The organism is Streptomyces regalis (assembly GCF_001509475.1).
GTDB classification, from domain to species: Bacteria; Actinomycetota; Actinomycetes; order Streptomycetales; family Streptomycetaceae; genus Streptomyces; species Streptomyces regalis.
The window spans coordinates 53323-71183 of record NZ_LLZG01000115.1 but is presented as its reverse complement, the minus strand read 5'-3'; the positions used below and the strand labels follow the sequence as shown (position 1 = coordinate 71183).

Below are 17861 nucleotides of genomic sequence, written 5' to 3'. Positions count from 1 at the left end.
GCGCTCTGATCCGGCTGTGGATCTCTGAGCGTTACTTGAGACAAGTGTGCTTCCCCCGGGGGTAGGTTCCCCACGACCAGCAGTATCTGACCTCGGGGGAAGCGCCATGGACCTCTTTTTCTACGCCGTGCCCAGCCTCATGCTGGCCTTCGTCCTCTTCGGCGCGTACCGCGTGATGCGCCGCTCGCTGCAGATCCGCAGTGCCTGGAACAGCGGGCTGACGGCGGAGGGGCGCTGTCTGCGGATGTTCACGACGACGCACGGGGGCAGCAATGACTCGTCCGTGCACACCACGCTGCACCACGTCTACGAGTTCACCGCACGTGACGGCCGAGTCGTCCGCTTCGAGGAGGAGAACGGCCCGGCGACGACGGTGGAGGGCGACTTCGTCACCGTCTACTACGCCGAGGGTCACGAGGTGGTCGCCACGGCCAAGGCCCCGGGCCGCGCCAAGCTGGCGGCGTCCACCATCGCCATCCTGGCGTTCCTCGGGGTGTTCGCGGTGTTCTGCATCGGCTTCATGGTCACGTACAGCCAGGTGTTCGACGGCTTCGGCTTCGAATTCGGCGAAGGCGCCGACGACACCCCCGACACCCCCGACACCGTCGTCATCGACGGCGTCACGATGACCCCGTGACCCGTAACCCCATGACCCTCCACATCTGACGCTCCATCAACTACCGTGCGCCGCCATGGAGTCCAACAGGCGTACGGTCGCGGAACTCGTCGCCCGCGGATGGGGCGACCACCGTCCGGGGCTGTGGTGCGAAGGGCGGGCGCTTACCCATCACCAGGTGGCGGCGGGCGCCGCGGCCCGGGCAGCCCTGCTGGCCGACCTGGTGCCGCCCCGCTCGCACGTCGGGGTGCTGCTCGACAACACCCCTGAATACCCCCTGTGGTTGAGCGCGGCGGCCCTCGCCCGCGCCGCCGTCGCCGGCATCAACGCCACCCGCCGCGGCCCCGAACTCGCCCGCGACATCCTGCACACCGAGTGCCGGGTCCTGGTCACCGAACAGGCCCACCTGCCGCTGCTCGCCGGCCTCGACCTGCCATGGGGGTCCCCCCGCGCGAGCGAATTCGAGCGTGGGGGAGTGCGTCTGCTGCTGACCGGCGGGGAGGAGTACGACGCCCTGCTCGCGCCGTACGCCGACGCCCGGCCCGACGCCTCCCGCGCCACCCCGCACGACCGGCTCCTGCTGTACTTCACCTCCGGCTCGACCGGCGCCCCCAAGGCCGCGATCTGCACCCAGGGGCGGCTGGCGGCCGCCGGGCGCTCCCTGGCCGACCAGTTCCGGGTGCGCCCCGACGACGTGCACTACATCTGCATGCCGATGTTCCACGGCAACGCGGTGATCGCCGACTGGGCGCCCGCCCTCGCGGCCGGCGCGGGCGTGGCGCTGCGGCGGCGGTTCTCGGCGTCGGGGTTCCTGGACGACGTGCGGGCGTACGGGGCGACGTACTTCACCTACGTGGGCCGGGCGATCCAGTACCTCCTCGCCACCGAGCCGCGCCCCGACGACCGGGACCATGCGCTGCGGCTCGGCTTCGGCACGGAGGCGGGCGCCGTGGACGCCGCCGCCTTCGAGCGGCGGTTCGGGGCGCGGCTGGTGGAGGGGTACGGCTCGTCGGAGGGCGGGGCCGCCGTGCAGTGGTCGCCGGGGACGCCGCCGGGGGCCGTGGGGCGGGCGGCGCCGGGGCTCGTCGTACTCGATCCGGAGACCTGTGTGGAGTGCCCGCCCGCTGTCTTCGATGCGGGCGGGCGGCTGGTCAACGGGGACGAGGCCATCGGGGAGCTGGTCAACCGGGGGCCGAACCCCTTCGAGGGGTACTGGCGCAATGCCGAGGCGGAGGCGGAGCGGCGGCGGGAGGGCTGGTACTGGACGGGGGATCTGTTCTGCCGGGACGCCGACGGCTATCTGTACTTCGCGGGGCGCGGCGACGACCGGCTCCGGGTCGACGGGGAGAACCTGTCCGCCGCGATGATCGAGAACATCCTCGCCCGGTACGAGGGTGCGCTCGCCGTCGCCGTGTACGCGGTGCCGGATCCGGTGACCGGGGACCAGGTCATGGCGACGATCGCGGGGGAGTTCGAGCCGGAGGGCTTCGCCACGTTCCTGCTCGCCCAGCCCGATCTGGGGACGAAGATGGCGCCCCGGTTCGTGCGGGTGGTGGAGCGGATGCCGGTGACCGCCACGAACAAGATCCAGCGGGCGGGGCTGAGGCGCGAGGGGCTGCGGTGTGCCGATCCGGTGTGGTGGCGGCCGGCCGTGGAGCGGACGTACCGGCGGCTGACCGAGGCGGATGTCCTGGCACACGTCGAAGGGCCCCTCGCTCCCACGAGAGGCCCTTCGGAGGTGCGCCGCCAGGGACTCGAACCCCGGACCCGCTGATTAAGAGTCAGCTGCTCTAACCAACTGAGCTAGCGGCGCATGACCCTCGCCGACCGCGTTCCGAGTGGGTTCGCGGCTGGCGACGAAGAAAATACTACCTGGTCCGCGGGCGTGCTTCTGACCACCCCGGACCAGGTGTGGAAACACCGGGGACAGTCCTAGATCGCCAGCGACAGCAGCACCGGCGCCGCGTTCCGGTTCAGGGTGTCCGCCGCCTGGCGCAGCCGGTGTGCGTGCTCGACCGGGAGTGACAGGGCCAGGCAGCCCACCGAGGATCCGGCGGTGATCGGGACCGCCGCGCACACCGTGCCCACCGCGTACTCCTGGAGGTCGAGGTGGGGGACGGTCGGCGGCTGGGACTCCAGGCGGGAGAGCAGGACCTTGTCGCTGGTGATCGTGCGTGAGGTGAGGCGGGCCATCTTGTGGCGGGAGAGATGGTCGCGTCGGCCGTTGTGGTCGAGCTGCCCGAGCAGGCTCTTGCCGATCGCGGTGGCGTGGGCGGAGAAGCGGAAGTCGACCCACTCGTTGACCACGGGCGTGGCCGGGCCGGCGGCGTACTGGTCGATCTTGACCTCTCCGTCGACGTACCGGCTGATGTAGACGGCGGCACCGACCGAGTCGCGCAGCCGGTCGAGGGTGCGCTGGAGGGTCTCGCGCAGGGCCTGCTCGCGGCCCTGCGCGGAACCGAGGCGGGCCAGGGCCTCGCCCGTGACGTACGCCCCGTCGGCGATCTGCTCGACGTAGCCCTCGCGGCGCAGCATCAGCAGGAGGCTGGTCAGGCGCTCCGAGGTGATGCCGGTGTGCCGGGTGAGCTCGGCGTCGGTGACTCCGGTGCTGTGCCGCGCCACGGTCTCCAGGACGCGCAGGGCGTCCTGGGCCGAGTGGTACGGCGTCGTCGGCTCGTGCTGCAGCGCCACGGTTCCCCCTGCGGTCGCACGTCGCTTCTCGTTCCCTCGTCGACTGGGCCGGGTTCGAGTCAGCCAATCTCCTTCACGATAACGGGCAAGAGGCTTGTAGTGAGCGCTTGTTGACGAGATTGCGACGCCCTCAACTGCGGGGCTAGCACTCTGGCATATGCCGAGGTCATGAGCCCCGCGAAGAGTCACAGCACAGCGCTGAGAAACTCCCGTGTGCGGTCCTTCTCGGGGTCGTTGAAAATCTTCTCGGGCACGCCGGATTCGATGACCCGGCCGGAGTCGAACATCAGGACCTGGTCCGAGATGTCCCGGGCGAAATTCATCTCGTGGGTCACACAGAGCATGGTGATGTCGGTGGTGCGGGCGATGTCCCGCAGCACGTCGAGGACGCCCGCGACCAGCTCCGGGTCCAGCGCCGAGGTCACCTCGTCCAGCAGCAGCACCTGCGGCCGCATGGCCAGCGCGCGGGCGATCGCCACCCGCTGCTGCTGGCCGCCGGACAGCTGGGTCGGGCGGGCGTCGCACTTGTCGGCGAGGCCCACCATGTCCAGCAGCTCACGGGCGCGCGCCTCCGCCTCGTCCTTGGACATGCCGAGGACGGTGACCGGGGCCTCGGTGATGTTGCGCAGCACCGACATGTTCGGGAACAGGTTGAACTGCTGGAAGACCATGCCGATCTTCTTGCGGACCTCGCGGACCTGCTTCTCCGGGGCCGGGAAGAGTTTGTCCCCGGCGACCGTGATCGTGCCCTCGTCCGGCTTGGCCAGGGTCATCAGCAGCCGCAGGATCGTCGTCTTGCCGGAGCCGGACGGGCCGATCAGGGTGACGTGCTTGCCGGACTCGACGGAGAAGTCGAGCTCGTCGAGCACCGTGTTGGACCCGAAGCGCTTGGTGACGTGGTCGAAGCGGATCAGTTCGCTGCCGTCCACCGGCGGGTTGGCGCTCGCGTCGGGATCTTTCATCAAAGGCGTGTCAGCGGACAAGGCGTCGCTCCAGGGCTCGTACGAGAAGGGAGGCCGGGTAGGCGATGAGGATGAAGGCCACACCGATGACCGTCAGGGGCTCGGTGAACTGGAAGTTCTGCTGTGAGAACAGGCGTGCCTCGCCGAGCAGCTCCAGGACGGTGATGCTCATCAGGATCGGGGTGTCCTTGAGCATCGCGATGACGTAGTTGCCGAGGGCCGGCACGACACGGCGGATCGCCTGCGGCAGGATCACCGCGGTCCAGGTGTGCCTGACCGGCAGGTTCAGCGCGGTCGCCGCCTCCCACTGGCCGGCGGGGACCGCCTCGATACCGGCGCGGTAGACCTGCATCGTGTACGTCGAGTAGTGCAGGCCGATCGCGCAGACGCCCGTGGTCAGCGCCGACCACGTGAGCCCCCACTCGGGCAGCACGTAGAAGAAGAAGAAAAGCTGCACCAGCAGCGGGGTGTTGCGGATGAACTCCGTGACCACCCCGACCGGCCAGCGCACCCAGCGCGTCGGCGTGCGCATCAGCAGCGCCCACACCAGACCCAACGCGAACGAGATCAGCGAACCGAGGACGAGGATCTGCAGGGTGACCAGCAGACCGTCCCAGAAGCGCGGCATGAAGTCGGCGACAGCGCCCCAGTCCCAGGTCATGAGGCACCTCCCGCGCCCACGGCGGTCGTCTCAGGTCGGCGCAGCTCCTGCTCGGGCGTGCGCCCGACGGGCTTGCCGAGACCGGCCTTGAGCTTGCGTTCCAGTCCGCGCATCCCCCGCGTGAGCAGGAAGGCGATGACGAAGTAGATCAGCAGGATGTACGTGTAGATCTCCGCGCTCTCCTGCAGCGCGAGCCGCACCAGGTTGGCGCTGAAGGCCAGGTCGCCCATGCCCATGACGGACACCAGCGCGGTGCCCTTCAGCAGCTCGATCAGCAGGTTGGAGAACGGCGGGATCATCTCCGGCACCGCCTGCGGCAGCAGGACCAGCCGCATCCGCTGCCAGGGCGTGAAGCTGAGCGCGATCCCGCCCTCGCGCTGCGCCGGGTCGACGGAGTTCAGCGCGCCGCGCACGATCTCGGCGCCGTACGCCCCGTAGGTCAGCCCGAGCGCGAGGGTGCCGGCCCACAACGGGACCAGTTGCCAGCCGAACGCGACCGGCAGCACGAAGAACACCCAGAAGATCATGATCAGGGCGGAGGTCCCGCGGAACACCTCGGTGTAGAAGCCCGCGAGGAAGCGGACGATCCACAGCCGGTGCGTGCGGGCCATGCCGACGACGAAGGCGACCGCCGCCGCCAGCAGTCCGCTGAGGACGAGCAGCTGGACGGTGACCCAGATGCCCTTGAGGACGAGTTCCCACAGTCCCGTGGTCATCAGCCCGCACCTCCGCCGCACAGTTCCTTCGCGGTGAGGTCGGTCATCTCGGCCTCGGTGAAGCCGAAACTCCTGAGGATCCGGGCCAGTTCCCCGCTCTTCTTCAGCTTGTGCAGCTCGACGTTGAAGGCGTCCCGCAGCTTCGTCTCGGTGGGCCGGAACGCGAACGCGCCCCCGTCCACGTGCGGTTCGCCGCCGACGAGCGGCGCGAAGGGCTTGGTGACCTCGACCTTGCGCGAGTTCTCCGCCACCAGGCGACAGGCGATCGCCGTACCGGCGAACACGTCGGCGCGTCCGGCCTCGACGGCGTTCAGCCCGGCCACCTGGTCCGGCACGATGAGGATGTCGCTCCGCTTGTACCCGGCCTCGACCGCGTACTGGATGTCGGCGTATCCCGTGCCGGTCGAGAACCTCGCCTTCTTCGCGACGACGTCCTGGTAGTTGTGCAGCCCCTTGGGGTTGCCCTTGGCCACGATGAACGCGTCGAGCATCTGGTAGTCGGGGTCGGAGAAGATGACCTGCTCGCAGCGCTCGGGATTGACGTACATCCCGGCCGCCACGACGTCGAACTGCTGCGAGTTCAGCCCCGGGATCAGGGAGCCGAACTCGGTGGGTACGGGCTGGACGCGGTCCACTCCGAGCCGCTTGAAGATCACCTCGGCGAGCTTGGGCTCCTCGCCCGTCAACTTCCCGTTCTTGTCGATGTATCCGAAGGGTGGTTCGCCGGCGATCCCCAGCCGCGCGACCCCCTGTGCCCTCAGTCGGTCCAGCAGTTCGCCGCCCTCGACGTCCGACGCCGTGGCCACGCGAGTGCAACCGGAGGCTCCCAGCACTCCGACCGCTGCCAACCCCGCGAGCAGCGACCGGCGAGTCGTGCCGGGTATGCCTTTGTCGTATTCCTGTACGCCGTTCCCATGTGGTCGAGCCATGGCCGCGCGGCTACCCGAGTCCACGCGAGTTATGCACCATGGACGCATGGCAGACCGGTTCATCGACGTCTCGCTGGTCAAGCGGGACATCCACTGCAAGGCAAGGCTCCTCGACGACCGCGCGCCGCTCACCTGCGCCGCCGTGTGGGACGCGCTCCCTCTGGGAAGCGACGTCTACCACGCGAAATACGCACGAAACGAGATCTACGCCCTCTTCCCGCCCTTCGCGACAACCGAACCGCCGTTGGAGAATCCAACCGTCACCCCGATCCCCGGCGACCTCTGCTATTTCGCGTTCGCAGGTGCAGAGCTGGGCACGCGCGCGTACGGCTACGACCGCGAGGTCCAGGCCGGGACGACGCTCGTGGACCTCGCGCTGTTCTACGAACGGAACAACATCCTCCTCAACGGTGACGTCGGCTGGGTCCCCGGCACCGTCTGGGGCCAGATCGTCGAAGGCCTCGACGAGATGGCCGCGGCCTGCAACGACCTGTGGCGGTCGGGGGCGCTGGGCGAGTCGCTCAGCTTCCGGAGGGTGTGAGCCCGGCGATTCTGGCCTCGTAGAGCGCGTGTGCTGCCCGCAGCACCAGATCGTCCCGGTGCCGAGCGGCCACGAGTTGGAGGCCGATCGGCAGGCCGTCCCCGTCGACACCGACGGGGACGGTGGCCGCCGGCTGCTGAGTCAGGTTGAAGGGGTACGTGAACGGCGTCCAGCCCGTCCAGCGGCGGTGGCCCGAACCCTCGGGGACCTCCACCCCCGCCTCGAAGGCGGTGAGCGGGAGGGTCGGGGTGACGAGGAGGTCGTAGGTGTCGTGGAAACGGCCCATGCGGCGGCCGAGTTCCATGCGGACGTCGACCGCGGCCAGGTAGTCGAGCGCGGTGAGGCGGGCACCGGCGTCGCAGATCTCCCGGAGGCCCGGGTCGAGCAACTCCCGCTGGTGCGGACCGAGATGCTGGGTCACCCGGGCCGCGCCGGTGAACCACAGAGTGTGGAAGGCGTCCACCGGCTCGGTGAAGTCGGGGTCGGTCTCCTCCACGTACGCGCCCAGCCCGGCCAGCCGCTCCACCGCCTGCCGTACCGCCGCCGCGACCGCCGGACGCACCGCCACCTGGCCGCCGAGGGAGGGGGAGTAGGCCACGCGCAGGCCGTGCACGCCGCCGGTCAGGCCCGTCGCGTAGGAACCGGGTGCCGGTGGGAGCGCCGACCAGTCGCGGGAGTCGGGGGTGCCGATGACGTCCAGGAGCAGGGCCGCGTCGGCCGCGTCGCGGGTCATCGGGCCGACGTGCGCCAGGGTGCCGAAGGCGCTCGCGGGGTACAGGGGGACGCGGCCGTACGTCGGTTTCAGGCCGAAGATGCCGCAGAACGCCGCCGGGATACGGACACTGCCGCCGCCGTCCGTGCCGAGGGCGAGCGGTCCCGCGCCGAGCGCCACGGCCGCCGCGGCGCCGCCGCTGGAGCCGCCCGCGGTGCGGGTCGGGTCGTACGGGTTGCGGGTCACGCCGGACAGGGGCGAGTCGGTGACGCCCTTCCAGCCGAATTCGGGGGTGGTCGTCTTGCCGAGGAAGACCGCGCCGTGTGCGCGCAGCCGGGCCACCGAGGGGGCGTCCTCGTCCCAACTGCCCTTCTCCGAAATGGTTTTCGAGCCCTTGAGCGTCGGGGCGCCGCGCATCAGCAGGATGTCCTTCACCGTGACCGGGACGCCGTCGAGCAGGCCCGCCGGTTCGCCGCGCCGCCAGCGCTCGGCCGACTCACCGGCCCGCGCGAGGGCCTCGTCGGCGGTGAGGCGGACGAAGGCGTTGACCTCCGGCTGGATCCGCTCGGCCCGCTCCAGGGTCGCGCGGGTGGCGTCGACGGGGCTGAACTCTCCTTTGCGGTAGCCGTCGAGGAGTTGTACGGCGGTCAGTTCGGTGAGATCCGTCATGCGTCGCCCTCCAGCCGTAGACGTCAGCGTCCCGGTACGTACCCACGTTGCTTGTCGACCACGTTCAGCAGCGGCCTGCCCGCCTCCCATCGCTCGTACAACTCCACGAACTGCGTGCCGAGCTCATCCCTCCAGCCGATCGTGTCCCCGCTCATGTGCGGCGAGACGATCAGACCCGGCAGCCCCCACAACGGGCTGTCGGCAGTGAGGGGTTCGTGCTCGAAGACATCGAGCGCCGCCCCCGCGATCCAACGCTTGGTAAGGGCCTCGGCCAGGGCGTCCTCGACGACAAGCTGCCCGCGCCCGACGTTGATGAACCGGGCGGACGGCTGCATGACGCCGAAGCGGCGGGTGTCGAACATGCCGTACGTCTGCTCGGTGAGCGGCGCGGCCGCGATCACCCAGTCGGCGCGGGCGATCAGCCGGTCGAGGTCGTCGGGGCCGTGGATACCGGTGCGCGGGGTGCGGCCGACCAGCGCGGTGGTGATGTCGAGGGCCTTGAGCGTGCGGACGATCGTACGGCCGATGGGCCCGGACCCGACCACGCACGCGCGCGTACCGGCCACCCGCTGTCCCTCGCGGTGCCGCCACTCCCGGGAGCGCTGCAACTCAAGCGTCCTCGGCAGGTCCTTCGCCATGGCCAGCACCAGCGCGGCGACGTACTCGGCGATCGGCTGGTCGAAGACTCCGCGCGCGTTGGTGACCACCGTGTCGGACGCGGTCAGCTCCGGGCACATCAGATGGTCCACGCCCGCGCTCGCCGTGTGCACCCAGCGCGGCCGCGGGCCCTCGCCGGGCCAGGCGTGGCGTACGGCGTGCGAGGTGAAGTCCCAGACCAGGAGGACGTCGGCGTGCGGCAGGCGCTCGGCGAGGGTCGCCTCGTCCGCGTGCTCGACACGGGCGCGGCCGGTGAGGCGGCCGAGGCGGGGGAGGGGGTCGGCGTCCAGGACCAGGAGCGTGGGCGGGTCGGAGGCGGGCGGCGGACCGGTGGTGGGAGCGGTCATGCGGGGTCGTCTCTCCGGGGGGTGCGGGGGGTGGTCTGTCGGGGTTTTACTGGAAGTGTTGGCCGTCTGACATGCGAGGTTTGACCACGCTCGCACCCGAACCTACCTTCGTCAACACGGGCGAACATACGGTCCGTTGCTCACCTGTTTCTCGTAGTGAGGACGGTGCCTGCCATGAGCGCCATGGACATCTCCTTCCTCGGCGGACCCGGCCCGCAGCGCGGCGTCGGAGTCATCGCCCCCTTCGACTTCGCGCTGGACCGGGAACTGTGGCGCTGGGTGCCGGACGAGGTCTCGCTGCACCTGACCCGGACGCCGTTCGTCCCGGTCGAGGTCAGCCTGGACCTCGCCCGCCTGGTCAGCGAACACGAGACGCTCGGCGACGGCGTCCGCACCCTGACCGCGATCGCGCCCGAGGTCGTCGCCTACGCCTGCACCTCCGGCAGCTTCGTCGGCGGCATCGCGGGCGAGCGGGCGATGTGCGAGGCGATGACCCGGGCGGGTGCGGTACCCGCGGTCACCACGTCCGGGGCGCTGCTGGAGGCGCTGGCCGAGCTCGGCGTACGGCGGGTGGCGCTGGTGACGCCGTACACCGTGTCGGTGACGCGAGCCCTCGAGCACTACGTGGCGGAGGCGGGGGTCGCGGTCACGGGGTGCGCGTTCATGGGGCTGACACGGCACATCTGGAAGGTGCCGTACCGCGATGTGGCGGACATGGCACGCAGGGCCGTACGCCGCCGGGCCGACGCCCTGTTCATCAGCTGCACCAACCTCCCCACCTACGACGTGATCCCCCAACTGGAGGCGGAACTGCGCATCCCGGTTCTCTCGGCCAACCAGGTGACGATGTGGGCTGCGCTGCGCAAGCTGGGTACCCGCGCGGTGGGGCCTTATCAGGCGCTGATCGATCCGGCGGCGCGGATCGACCCGGCGACGCCGAGCGGGCCCGTGCTTCCGGACGTGCCGGATGTTCCCGAGCAGGAACAGCAGTAGAAAGGCTGAAGGGCTGACATGACCGCACTCGGATTCCTCTACCCGGGCCACTCCGCCGAGGACGACTATCCACGCATCGAGCAGCTGCTCGCCAGCGACATCCGCCTCGACCTGGTGCACACCGACATCGGCGAGGACGCGCACCGGGTGGACGCACTGCGGCGGATGGGCGCGGCCGAGCGCCTCGCCGAGGGCGTGGAGGCGCTGCGGCTGACGGGCGCCGAGGCGGTGGTGTGGGCGTGCACGTCCGGCAGTTTCGTCTACGGCTGGGAGGGCGCCCACGAACAGGTGCGCTCCCTCGCCCGCACGGCCGGGATGCCGGCGTCGTCGACGTCCTTCGCCTTCGTGCACGCGGTGCGGGAGCTCGGGGTGCGGCGGGTGGCCGTCGGGGCGACGTACCCGGACGACGTGGCCGGCCTCTTCGCCGAGTTCCTGAGGGCCGGGGGCGCCGAGGTGGCCGCGGTGCGCGACTCGGGCATCATCACCGCGGCGGAGGTCGGGACCTGGGGCGAGGCCGAGGTGTTCGCGCTGGCCAAGGAGGCGGACACCGGGGACGCGGAGGCCGTGCTCCTCCCGGACACGGCCCTGCACACGGCGGCCCACATCCCGGCCCTGGAGGCCGAACTCGGCAAGCCCGTCCTCACGGCGAACCAGGTCACGGTGTGGGAGGCCCTGCGCCTGACGGACCGCCGGGTGAACGCACCGGCGCTGGGGGCGCTGTTCACGCGGGAGCCGATCGTGCAGGTGTAGGGCGTGGGGTCACTTTTCGGGGAGCTTGAGGACGAGCACCGCCAGTCTCAGCCCGTCTGGGGGTGCCCCCTCTGGGGGAGTTTGAGGACGAGGCCCGTTCAGGGCCGAAGCGGGGGTCTGGGGGGCGGCAGCCCCCAGGGAGCGGGGTCGAAGGGGCAGCGCCCCTGGGGATGGGACGGGTAGGGGCGGCGGGGGCGAGGGAATAAACCGGAGCCCCCCTCCTGTTAACGCCGAACGCACACCGCACGGCAAACCGCAGGAGGCACACGTGGCGGCAGACGAGACCAGGGGCGACTCGGCACGAAGCGAGGAAACGCAGCCCGACGAGATCCGGGGCACCACCCACGGCACCGCCCCCGTCCCCCTCTCCGTACTGGACCTGGTCACGGTCAGCTCCGGCCGCACCGCCACCGACGCCCTGCGCACCAGCGTCGCCCTCTCCCGCCTCGCAGAGTCCCGCGGCTTCCACCGCTACTGGGTCGCCGAGCACCACTCCATGCCGGGCGTGGCGTCCTCGTCCCCGGCCGTGATCCTCGCCCACATCGCCGCCCACACCGACCGCATCCGCCTCGGCTCGGGCGGCGTGATGCTGCCGAACCACGCCCCGCTCGTCATCGCGGAGCAGTTCGGCACCTTGGAGGCCCTGGCCCCCGGCCGCATCGACCTCGGCCTCGGCCGCGCCCCCGGCACCGACGGCGCCACCGCAGCCGCCCTGCGCCGCACCGACCTCAACGAGGGCGCCGACGACTTCCCCGAGCAGCTCGCCGAACTCACCCGCTTCCTCGACAACGACTTCCCGGACGGCCACCCCTACCGCCGTATCCACGCCGTCCCCGGCCCCGTCCAGGCGACGTCACCCGGCGGCGTCCAGTCCCCGCACCGCCCCCCGATCTGGCTGCTCGGCTCCTCCGGCTTCAGCGCGCGCCTCGCCGCCGTCCTCGGTCTGCCCTTCGCCTTCGCGCACCACTTCTCGGCGCAGAACACCATCCCGGCCCTGGACCTGTACCGGGAGTCCTTCCAGCCCTCCGCCGTCCTCGACGAGCCCTACGCCCTCATCGGCGTCTCCGCCCTCGCCACCGACGACGAGAAGGAGGCCCGCCGCCAGGTCGGGGCCGCCGCCCTCAGCATGATCCGCCTGCGCACCGGCCGCCCCGGCCTCATCCCCACCCCCGAGGAGGCCGAGGCCTACGAATTCACCCCGCTGGAGCGCGAGTTCGCCGACTCCTGGAACGCCAACGTCATCCACGGCACCCCCGACGAGGTCCGCGCCGGCCTCGACGACCTCCAGAAGCGCACGGGCGCCGACGAGTTGATGATCACGAGCAACGCCCCCGGCATGGACGTACGCCTGCGCTCGTACGAACTCCTCGCGGACGCCTATGGGTTGCCCACGGCCTGACCAGGGCCTGAAAGGCCCTCACACCCGCACACTCAGCAACTCGGAGATACGATCCGGCGGCACCGGCCGTGAGTACAGCCACCCCTGGCCGGTGTCGCAGCCGATCCGGCGCAGCCGCGAGGCCTGCGACAGCGTCTCCACGCACTCCGCGGTGACCGTCAGGCCCAGCCGGTGGGCGAGCTGGATCATCGCCTCGACCACGACCTCGTCGGCGGGGTTGGGTGGGACGGCGGTGCTGTTGTCGCTCTCGTACTGGAAGCCCCGTACGAAGGAGCCGTCCAGTTTCAGGACCGAGACCGGCAGGCGGCTGAGGTAGGCCAGGTTCGAGTAGCCCGTGCCGAAGTCGTCGATCGCGATGCGTACGCCCATGTCGCTGAGCGCCTGGAGGGCCTGGAGCGGCCGTCCCGCCGAACCCATCACGGCCGATTCGGTGAGCTCCAACTGGAGCAGGTGCGGGGCGAGTTCGGTCTCCTTCAGGATCCGCGCCACGTCCGCGACCAGGTCGGAGTCCCAGACCTGGCGTACGGCCACGTTCACGCTGACGAAGATCGGCGGCTCGTCGGGGTGCGTCACCTGCCAGGCACGCGCCTGGCGGCAGGCGGTCGCCAGGATCCAGCGGCCGAGCGGCACGATCGAACCGTCCTCCTCCGCCAATCCGATGAACCGATTCGGCGCCAGTACGCCGAACTGAGGATGTTTCCAGCGGATGAGCGCCTCGACGCCGCGCAGCCTGCCGTCCTCCATGCTCACCAACGGCTGGTACTCCAGGGCGAATTCACCGCGGTCGATGGCCGGGCGCAGGGTGGAGGCGAGGGCCTGGCGGGTCATGCGGTGGGCATTGCGCTCGGGGTCGAAGAGCGTCCAGCGATCCTTGCCGTCGGCCTTCGCCCAGTACAGCGTCGTGTCGGCGGCCTGCATCAGGGCGGTCGGGCTGGTGCCGGCCGCCTGGCGCTCCACGACGCCGATCGAGGCCGACACCGACAGGCGCCGGCCGGAGAGGTCGAAGGGTGCCCGCAGGGACTCCAGCACCGACTCGGCGAGGTCGGCCAGTTGCTCGGTGCCTGTCGAGTCCTCGACGAGCAGGGCGAACTCGTCACCGCCGAGCCGGGCCACCAGGGGCGGGATCGACCTGGCGTACCCCGCCTCCTCGGCGCAGCGCGTGAGGCGTTCGGCCACGGCGGCCAGTAGGCTGTCGCCGACCCGGTGGCCGAGGGTGTCGTTGATCGCCTTGAAGCCGTCAAGGTCCAGGTAGCACAGGCCGATTCGGCCGGTCGTGCCGTTCTCCTCGTACGACTCCGCCTCCAGCGCCGCCGACAGCCGCTCGAAGAACAGCGTGCGGTTGGGCAGCCGGGTCACCCCGTCGTGCATCTGCAAGTGCCGCAACTTTGCCTGGAGTTCGCGGTGGGCGCTGATGTCGACGACGGAGAGCAGGGCGCCGCCCGGCTCCTCGGCGGGCAGGGGCGCGACCGTGACCTGGACCCACAGGGAGTGTCCGTCCGGGTGCTTGAGGCGGCGTGTGCAGCGCAGTTGGGCCTGGCGGCCGCGCAGCACCTCGCGGTACGCGTGCCAGGCGCGGGCGTCGGAGGTGAGGTCCACCAGATCGGCGGCGACACAACCGGGCAGCTCCGCGGGCGCGGTGCCGAGCAGGTCGGCGAAGGCGGGGTTGGAGCCGGTCACCAGGCCCTCGCGGTCGACCACGGCCATCGCCAGTGGGGCGGCGGAGAAGGCGGAGGAGTAGGGGGGTGTCAGAGGCGGCGCCCCGGTACGGGGGGATGGCTGTAGGTTACTGTCTGTGACGGCCGGCCGGATGAGGTCTGCCGTAGGCGTCGGCCCTTCGGACGTTCCGCTCACCGCTCGCTCCCGCAGTGCACTCGATCTCGGATGGGTCTCATCGGAATGGCCGGCCGGGGGGCGGTCGGCCGCCAGGCCGTGTCCGTGCAGGAAAGTGTGCCGATCATAGAGGCTGGCCCCGGGCCCTTCCAGCCACTGTTCAGTGTTCCCATGTGACCCGACCCTCTGACAGATCGTTTCTGCCCGCACCTGGACGGCTTCTTCGGGCCCCCGACCGATTGTGACGTTCCGTGAGCGATTCGGGGGTGTCGATTCTGACGATCCCTCGGCCCTCTCACCCATCCGGTGCAGGCAAACAGGGCGTAGTACGACAATCTGACTGAGGCTGGGTGCGGTGTCCCGCGAACCGCTCCCGGAGGTCCACGTGCCGCGTCAGTTCCCCCTGCTCCCAGGGATGGGTCGGTTGTGGGAGTGGCCCCGACTGCGCAGCACCGCCGCACTGTTCACCACGATGTCGGCACTCGCTGCGACCTCCCTGGTCGCCGGCCCCTCGGTCGCCGAACCGTTCGACACGGCACCCTGCGCCCTCCAGCGCACGCAGGCCCACCACTCCGAGGGCCTGGACACCTGGAACGCCGCCTATCCGCGCCCGACCCGCAAACTCGACGCGGTCATGGTGTTCCTCTCCTTCCCCGACTCGGCACCCCGGGCGACACCCGCCGAACTGACGGCCGACCACTTCCCGGCCACCACCCACTTCTTCGAACGTGCCTCCTACGGCAGATTCACCCTGCGCCCGCATCCGCTCCGGCACTGGATCCGGATGCCGAAACCGTCCACGGCGTACGCCATACAGCGCGACTGGCGCGTCACCGACCGGGCCGCCTATCTGCGCGACGCGCTCGCCGCGGCGGACCGGGAGGTGGACTTCTCCCGCTACGACGTCGTCTACTTCGTCGCCGACCCGGACGCCCCCGGCGTCGACTCCGACGCGACGAAGGTCGTCAACCTGGACACCCCGCTGCGGGCCGACGGCACGGACATCCGGCGCATCGTCACGGTGTTCGAGAACCATCCGCCGGACCGCCTGGTCCTCGCGCACGAGACCGGCCACGTCTTCGACCTGCCGGACCTGTACCACCGCCCGGCGGACGGCAAGGGCGACTGGGACACCTACGTCGGCGACTGGGACCTGATGGGCAGCCAGTTCGGGATGGCACCGGACCTGTTCGGCTGGCACAAGTGGAAGCTGGGGTGGCTGGAGCCGCGGCAGGTCGTGTGCGTGCGGGCCAGGGGGTCCGGGGCCACGCGGCTGACGCTGGAGCCGCTGTCGGTGGGGCCGGGTGCCGTCCCTGTGCAGACGGGTGCGGCCGGGGCGCTCTGGCCGCCCGGGGCGTTCGGCGCGGTCGGTGCGTACGGCGCCCTCGGCGCGATGCCGGGCTTCGGGCTGGGCAGCGGCGCCAAGCTCGCGGTCGTCCGCACCGGCCCCGAAAGCGCCCTCGCCTTCGAGGTTCGCGGGCCGGTCGGCAACGACGTCCAGACCTGCCGGCAGGGGGTGCTGGTGTACCGGGTGCGCAGCCAGGCCGACTCCGGGGGCGGACCGGTCGAGGTGATCGACGCCCACCCGCGCAGCGAGGCCTGCTGGGAGGAGTCCGTGTATCCGCCGCTCGCGGACGCGCCGGTCGGTCTCGGTGAGAGCTTCACGGTGCCGGGGGACGGAGTGCGGGTGGACGTGGAGGGGCGTACGGCTTCGGGGGCGTGGACGGTGAAGATCACGGCGGCCGGGTAGCGCCTGCGCCGGGTTCGGGTAACGCTCGCGCCGGGGGTAGGGGTGCGTGCCGGCCGGGCGGTGCGCCGGGGCGAAACGGTACGCCGGGGCGCATGCGAAAAGCCCCTCGCTTCCGCGAGGGGCTTTCACTGTCTGTGCGCGCCAGGGACCCGAACCCTGGACCCGCTGATGCTGCATTCCCCGGGGGTTGTGACATCAGCGGCTTCGCCGCAGGCCCCGGGCCCCCAGCCGCCCCTGCGGGACTGGGAGAGCCCATCTCAAAAGCGAAAGCCCCTCGCAGTTGCGAGGAGCCTTCACTGTGTCTGTGCGCCGCCAGGGACTCGAACCCCGGACCCGCTGATTAAGAGTCAGCTGCTCTAACCAACTGAGCTAGCGGCGCCTGCTGACGTCGTAGACCTTAGCATCCTGGTCGGCGTGGGGAAAAATCGATATCCGAACGGCCGCGCGAGCCGCCCGGACGGCCGCCCAGAGCAGCACCTCGGGGCCCGGCAGCCAGGGGCTACGGGTGTCGGGGGCGACCAGCCAGCGGGAGCCGGAGCGGGCGGCGGTGCCGGACCGGGCCGGGACGGTCACCGCGTCTCCCGTGCCGTGGCACAGGAGCGGTGGGACGTCGCCCGCGCGGCCGAACTCCTCCCACCGCAGCAGCGACGGCAGCCGCTGGGCCGTGCCGGGCGCGGCGAACAGCAGCATCCGGCCCCGGAACATCGCCACCGGTCCCGATCCGGGCCCTTCCTCCCACAGCTGGTCGACCATCCGGCGCCCGAAGATCGCGGGCGCGCTCACGATGTCGAAGACGGAGCCGCAGGCCAGGACCACGGGGGCCTCCGGCCGCTCGTCCCAGAGCGCCCGGGTGCTGCGCGGATACGGTTCTGCGGAGGCGAGCCAGGCGGCGCCGTCCGCGGTGAGGGAGGCGGGCGAGAACGGGGCGTTGCGACTGCTGCTCATGGCAGATACATCTACCGACGGTGAGCGCTCGGTTCCCGAGAGTTCCCGAAAGTCGGGACGCGGTGGGGCGGGAGGGCGTATCTTGCCCGCCTGGCATATGCCCATGGGGCACTCGTGTCGATCCGCGTCAGTCACACCGGGTCGACGTGGCCGGGCCCCTCGACCCCCCGCATGAGATCCCTGCCGAACTCCACCATCTTCTTGGCGTAGTCCTCGGTCCATTCGGCCTGCGCTGCGATGTCGGCGGGCGTCAGCCGGTCGAACCGCCGGGGGTCCGCAAGTTGGGCGGCCGCGAGGGCCTGGAACTCCACCGCACGGTCCGCCGCCGCCTGGAACGCCTGCGTCAACTCGGTCGCCCGCGCCAGCAGCGCCCGCGGGTCGTCGATCGACTCCAGGTCGAAGAAGTGCTCCGGGTCGGCGGCCACCTGCGCGGGCTCGAAGAGCAGGGGCGCGGGGCGTAGCCGCGGTTCGTTCCGACGCGGCGTGGGCTCCGCCATGTCTTCTCCTTCTCTTACGTCACCGATCTAGTACGTCACCGAGTAGTACGTCACCGATCTGATTGCTCCCCGGCGACCAACCCCCGCAACCGGCACCCCCCAGTGCACCGGTCCACCGTCCATTGTCCCGCGCCCACGCAAGTGGGCGTCGGAACAGGTCAAACGGGCTGCCGCGTGCGTGCTGCCTTCGTTCAGG

The 17861-nt window shown here is 70.9% G+C and carries 17 protein-coding genes and 2 tRNA genes; 7 read left to right on the top strand and 12 right to left on the bottom strand.

Annotation, left to right across the window (positions count from 1 at the left end; translation table 11 throughout):
* Positions 1 to 106 precede the first annotated feature (106 nt).
* On the top strand, positions 107 to 637 hold the full coding sequence (locus ADL12_RS16855; RefSeq protein WP_063806675.1) for a DUF3592 domain-containing protein: 531 nt from the start codon (positions 107 to 109) through the stop codon (positions 635 to 637).
* Between the two features lie 55 nt (positions 638 to 692).
* Positions 693 to 2390, top strand: coding sequence for an AMP-binding protein (locus ADL12_RS16850; RefSeq protein WP_079052081.1), 1698 nt, complete (start codon positions 693 to 695; stop codon positions 2388 to 2390).
* On the opposite strand, the gene ADL12_RS16845 is transcribed toward ADL12_RS16850, so the two are convergent.
* From ADL12_RS16845 to ehuB, 6 genes are all read right to left on the bottom strand, one after another.
* Positions 2356 to 2429, bottom strand: a tRNA-Lys gene (locus ADL12_RS16845). The genes ADL12_RS16850 and ADL12_RS16845 overlap by 35 nt on opposite strands.
* 119 nt (positions 2430 to 2548) lie before the next feature.
* Positions 2549 to 3307, bottom strand: coding sequence for an IclR family transcriptional regulator (locus ADL12_RS16840; protein WP_062703215.1), 759 nt, complete (start codon positions 3305 to 3307; stop codon positions 2549 to 2551).
* 185 nt (positions 3308 to 3492) lie between these two features.
* Positions 3493 to 4269 carry an ectoine/hydroxyectoine ABC transporter ATP-binding protein EhuA gene (ehuA, locus tag ADL12_RS16835; RefSeq protein ID WP_062703213.1) on the bottom strand — a complete coding sequence of 259 codons (777 nt, stop codon included), beginning with the start codon at positions 4267 to 4269 and terminating at the stop codon, positions 3493 to 3495.
* Positions 4270 to 4279: 10 nt separating this feature from the next.
* The gene (gene ehuD / locus ADL12_RS16830; protein WP_062703211.1) at positions 4280 to 4930 is read right to left on the bottom strand and encodes an ectoine/hydroxyectoine ABC transporter permease subunit EhuD; all 651 of its coding nucleotides are present in this window, start codon (positions 4928 to 4930) and stop codon (positions 4280 to 4282) included.
* Positions 4927 to 5646, bottom strand: coding sequence for an ectoine/hydroxyectoine ABC transporter permease subunit EhuC (ehuC, locus tag ADL12_RS16825; RefSeq protein ID WP_062703209.1), 720 nt, complete (start codon positions 5644 to 5646; stop codon positions 4927 to 4929). The genes ehuD and ehuC overlap by 4 nt, the downstream gene beginning before the upstream one ends.
* Positions 5646 to 6575 carry an ectoine/hydroxyectoine ABC transporter substrate-binding protein EhuB gene (ehuB, locus tag ADL12_RS16820; protein WP_079052080.1) on the bottom strand — a complete coding sequence of 310 codons (930 nt, stop codon included), beginning with the start codon at positions 6573 to 6575 and terminating at the stop codon, positions 5646 to 5648. The genes ehuC and ehuB overlap by 1 nt, the downstream gene beginning before the upstream one ends.
* 46 nt (positions 6576 to 6621) lie before the next feature.
* Between ehuB and ADL12_RS16815 the strand changes: the two genes are divergently transcribed.
* The gene (locus tag ADL12_RS16815; protein WP_062703205.1) at positions 6622 to 7116 is read left to right on the top strand and encodes a DUF3830 family protein; all 495 of its coding nucleotides are present in this window, start codon (positions 6622 to 6624) and stop codon (positions 7114 to 7116) included.
* On the opposite strand, the gene ADL12_RS16810 is transcribed toward ADL12_RS16815, so the two are convergent.
* A complete protein-coding gene (locus ADL12_RS16810) occupies positions 7097 to 8497 on the bottom strand; it encodes an amidase (protein ID WP_062703203.1) in 1401 nt (466 codons plus the stop codon). The genes ADL12_RS16815 and ADL12_RS16810 overlap by 20 nt on opposite strands.
* A 23-nt stretch (positions 8498 to 8520) precedes the next feature.
* Positions 8521 to 9501: a D-2-hydroxyacid dehydrogenase gene (locus ADL12_RS16805; protein ID WP_062703201.1), complete on the bottom strand. Its 981-nt coding sequence runs from the start codon at positions 9499 to 9501 to the stop codon at positions 8521 to 8523.
* Between the two features lie 183 nt (positions 9502 to 9684).
* On the opposite strand from ADL12_RS16805, the gene ADL12_RS16800 reads away from it, so the two are divergent.
* The 3 genes from ADL12_RS16800 (at position 9685) to ADL12_RS16790 (ending at position 12643) form a co-directional block, all read left to right on the top strand.
* A complete protein-coding gene (locus ADL12_RS16800; protein WP_062703462.1) occupies positions 9685 to 10494 on the top strand; it encodes a maleate cis-trans isomerase family protein in 810 nt (269 codons plus the stop codon).
* A gap of 18 nt (positions 10495 to 10512) precedes the next feature.
* On the top strand, positions 10513 to 11244 hold the full coding sequence (locus tag ADL12_RS16795; protein ID WP_062703199.1) for a maleate cis-trans isomerase family protein: 732 nt from the start codon (positions 10513 to 10515) through the stop codon (positions 11242 to 11244).
* Between the two features lie 268 nt (positions 11245 to 11512).
* Positions 11513 to 12643, top strand: coding sequence for an LLM class flavin-dependent oxidoreductase (locus ADL12_RS16790; RefSeq protein ID WP_062703196.1), 1131 nt, complete (start codon positions 11513 to 11515; stop codon positions 12641 to 12643).
* Positions 12644 to 12661: 18 nt separating this feature from the next.
* On the opposite strand, the gene ADL12_RS16785 is transcribed toward ADL12_RS16790, so the two are convergent.
* The gene (locus ADL12_RS16785; RefSeq protein ID WP_062703194.1) at positions 12662 to 14494 is read right to left on the bottom strand and encodes a putative bifunctional diguanylate cyclase/phosphodiesterase; all 1833 of its coding nucleotides are present in this window, start codon (positions 14492 to 14494) and stop codon (positions 12662 to 12664) included.
* 334 nt (positions 14495 to 14828) lie between these two features.
* On the opposite strand from ADL12_RS16785, the gene ADL12_RS16780 reads away from it, so the two are divergent.
* Positions 14829 to 16223: a M6 family metalloprotease domain-containing protein gene (locus tag ADL12_RS16780; RefSeq protein WP_062703192.1), complete on the top strand. Its 1395-nt coding sequence runs from the start codon at positions 14829 to 14831 to the stop codon at positions 16221 to 16223.
* A 305-nt stretch (positions 16224 to 16528) separates the two neighbouring features.
* Here ADL12_RS16780 and ADL12_RS16775 read toward each other — a convergent pair.
* The 3 genes from ADL12_RS16775 to ADL12_RS16765 form a co-directional block, all read right to left on the bottom strand.
* Positions 16529 to 16602: transfer RNA gene (locus ADL12_RS16775), tRNA-Lys, on the bottom strand.
* Positions 16593 to 17168, bottom strand: a complete 576-nt coding sequence (locus tag ADL12_RS16770) for a bifunctional DNA primase/polymerase (protein ID WP_062703190.1) — start codon at positions 17166 to 17168, stop codon at positions 16593 to 16595. The genes ADL12_RS16775 and ADL12_RS16770 overlap by 10 nt, the downstream gene beginning before the upstream one ends.
* 131 nt (positions 17169 to 17299) lie before the next feature.
* Entirely contained in the window at positions 17300 to 17665 is a 366-nt protein-coding gene (locus ADL12_RS16765) for a hypothetical protein (protein WP_062703188.1), read from the bottom strand.
* Between the last annotated feature and the right edge of the window lie 196 nt (positions 17666 to 17861).